This window comes from Pseudomonas sp. Sample_9 (assembly GCF_004307535.1).
Classification (GTDB): domain Bacteria; phylum Pseudomonadota; class Gammaproteobacteria; order Pseudomonadales; family Pseudomonadaceae; genus Aquipseudomonas; species Aquipseudomonas mercuritolerans.
Genome location: NZ_RAZO01000059.1, coordinates 1 through 3,113 on the forward strand (window position 1 = coordinate 1; position 3,113 = coordinate 3,113).

Here is a 3,113-nt window from a genome sequence, read left to right on the forward strand (position 1 = left end):
GGCGTCTGAAAAAGGTGACTCGCTGTAAGAGCGAAACCGCCAGCGGCAACACCCGCAGCAACGGATATACACCCAAAACCTCAAGAGCCCGGTCGGCCCAAAGGCCGCCAAGGCCCTTCAAAAAACAAAACCCCCAACAAACCAGAAGTCTGACGGGGGTTTTCTTTTGCCTTGAGATATCAGGCGTCTCGCAACGCCTGATCTCAGCTCAGCTTATTGGCAAGCTTCGCAATCCGGCTCGTCAATCGCGCAGGCCTTTGGCACTGGCGCCGGACCTGCCGGAGCGGCCAGGACCGAGTCGTCGCCGTGGTTGCCGCCGCTGGAAACAGCGTTCAGCTTACCGGTGTTGATGGTCGACTTCTCGGTGCTGGTCGCGGCCAGGGCACGGAGGTAGTAGGTGGTTTTCAGACCACGGTACCAGGCCATGCGGTAGGTCACGTCGAGCTTTTTGCCCGATGCGCCAGCGATGTACAGGTTCAGCGACTGGGCCTGGTCGATCCACTTCTGACGACGGCTGGCGGCGTCAACGATCCACTTGGTGTCCACTTCGAACGCGGTCGCGTAGAGCTCTTTGAGTTCTTGCGGGATGCGCTCGATCTGCTGCACCGAACCGTCGTAGTACTTCAGGTCGTTGATCATGACCGAGTCCCACAGACCGCGAGCCTTCAGGTCGCGAACCAGGTACGGGTTGATCACGGTGAATTCGCCCGACAGGTTCGATTTCACGTACAGGTTCTGGTAGGTCGGTTCGATCGACTGCGAAACGCCAGTGATGTTGGCGATGGTCGCGGTCGGTGCGATGGCCATGATGTTCGAGTTACGGATGCCTTTCTGTACACGGGCGCGAACCGGTGCCCAGTCGAGGGTTTCCTTCAGGTCGACGTCGATGTACTTCTCGCCACGCTGTTCGATCAGGATCTGTTGCGAATCCAGTGGCAGGATGCCCTTGGACCACAGCGAACCGTTGAACGTCTCGTAGGCGCCGCGCTCGTCGGCCAGGTCGCAGGAAGCCTGGATCGCGTAGTAGCTGACCGCTTCCATCGACTTGTCGGCGAACTCGACGGCAGCGTCGGAGCCGTAGGCGATGTGCTGCAGGTACAGAGCGTCCTGGAAGCCCATGATGCCCAGACCGACCGGACGGTGGCGGAAGTTGGAGTTCTTCGCTTGCGGCACCGAGTAGTAGTTGATGTCGATCACGTTATCGAGCATGCGCACGGCTGTGTTCACGGTGCGTTGCAGCTTGGCGGTATCGAGCTTGCCGTCGACGATGTGGTTCGGCAGGTTGATCGAGCCCAGGTTGCAAACGGCGATTTCGTCCTTGTTGGTGTTCAAGGTGATCTCGGTGCACAGGTTCGAGCTGTGGACCACGCCGACGTGCTGCTGCGGGCTGCGCAGGTTGCACGGGTCTTTGAAAGTCAGCCATGGGTGGCCGGTTTCGAACAGCATGGACAGCATCTTGCGCCACAGGTCTTTGGCCTGGATGGTCTTGAACAGCTTGACCTTGCCCGGGTACTCGGTCAGCGCTTCGTAGTACTCGTAGCGCTCTTCGAAGGCCTTACCGGTCAGGTCGTGCAGGTCCGGTACTTCGGATGGCGAGAACAGGGTCCACTTGCCGTCATCGAAGACGCGCTTCATGAACAGGTCAGGGATCCAGTTGGCAGTGTTCATGTCGTGGGTACGACGACGATCGTCACCGGTGTTCTTGCGCAGCTCGATGAACTCTTCGATGTCCATGTGCCAGGTTTCCAGGTAGGCACACACAGCGCCTTTGCGCTTGCCACCCTGGTTCACGGCCACAGCGGTGTCGTTCACTACTTTGAGGAACGGCACAACGCCTTGCGACTTGCCGTTGGTGCCCTTGATGTACGAACCCAGCGCACGAACAGGCGTCCAGTCGTTGCCCAGGCCGCCGGCAAATTTCGACAGCATGGCGTTGTCGTGGATCGCGTGATAGATGCCCGACAGGTCATCCGGCACGGTGGTCAGGTAGCAGCTCGACAGCTGTGGACGCAGGGTACCGGCGTTGAACAGGGTCGGGGTCGAAGCCATGTAGTCGAACGAGGACAGCAGGTTGTAGAACTCGATCGCACGGTCTTCTTTCTGCTTCTCTTCGATCGCAAGGCCCATGGCCACGCGCATGAAGAAGATCTGCGGCAGTTCGAAACGCACGCCATCCTTGTGGATGAAGTAGCGGTCGTACAGGGTCTGCAGGCCCAGGTAGGTGAATTGCTGATCGCGCTCGTGGTTGATCGCCTTGCCCAGTTTTTCCAGGTCGAAGGTGGCCAGCACAGGGTTCAGCAGTTCGAACTCGATACCTTTGGCGATGTAGGCCGGCAGTGCCTTGGCGTACAGGTCGGCCATTTCGTGATGGGTGGCGCTTTCGGCGACTTCGAGGAAGTTCAGGCCTTCGGCACGCAGGGTGTCCATCAGCAGGCGGGCGGTGACGAACGAGTAGTTCGGCTCGCGCTCGACCAGGGTACGGGCGGTCATCACCAGGGCGGTGTTGACGTCGGTCAGGGCCACGCCGTCGTACAGGTTCTTCAGGGTTTCGCGCTGGATCAGGTCGCCATCGACTTCTTCCAGGCCTTCGCACGCTTCGGTGACGATGGTGTTCAAGCGACCCATGTCCAGCGGCGCCAGGCTGCCGTCGGCGCGGGTGATGCGGATCGACGGATGCGCGTTGACGGCTTCTTCGGCCGGAGCGTGGGCAGCGCGCTCTTTCGAACGGCCGTCACGGTAGATCACGTAGTCGCGTGCGACTTTCTGCTCGCCGGCACGCATCAGGGCCAGTTCGACCTGGTCCTGGATTTCTTCGATGTGGATGGTGCCGCCCGATGGCATGCGACGCTTGAAGGTCGCGGTGACCTGTTCGGTCAGGCGCGCAACGGTGTCGTGGATTCGCGACGAGGCGGCAGCGGTGCCGCCCTCAACTGCGAGGAACGCTTTGGTGATAGCGACGGTGATCTTGTCATCGGTGTAAGGAACGACAGTGCCATTACGCTTGATCACGCGCAGCTGGCCAGGCGCGGTGGCTGCCAGATCCGAAGTCGAATCGGCGGCCTGCGGCAAGGTGCCCTGCGGGTTCTCGCGAGTTGTGTCGGTTTGCATGGGGG

Annotated in this window: 1 protein-coding gene; it reads right to left on the reverse strand. The window is 60.5% G+C overall.

The features are described from left to right. Positions 1-213 precede the first annotated feature (213 nt). Complete coding sequence (locus D6877_RS03490; protein ID WP_130909866.1) at positions 214-3,108, reverse strand: ribonucleoside-diphosphate reductase subunit alpha; 2,895 nt, start codon at positions 3,106-3,108, stop codon at positions 214-216. Positions 3,109-3,113: the final 5 nt, after the last annotated feature.

Bases quoted from the DNA above. Each gene is read 5' to 3' on its own strand.
- D6877_RS03490 (WP_130909866.1), bottom strand. From the start codon at position 3,108: ATGCAAACCGACACAACTCGCGAGAACCCGCAGGGCACCTTGCCGCAG.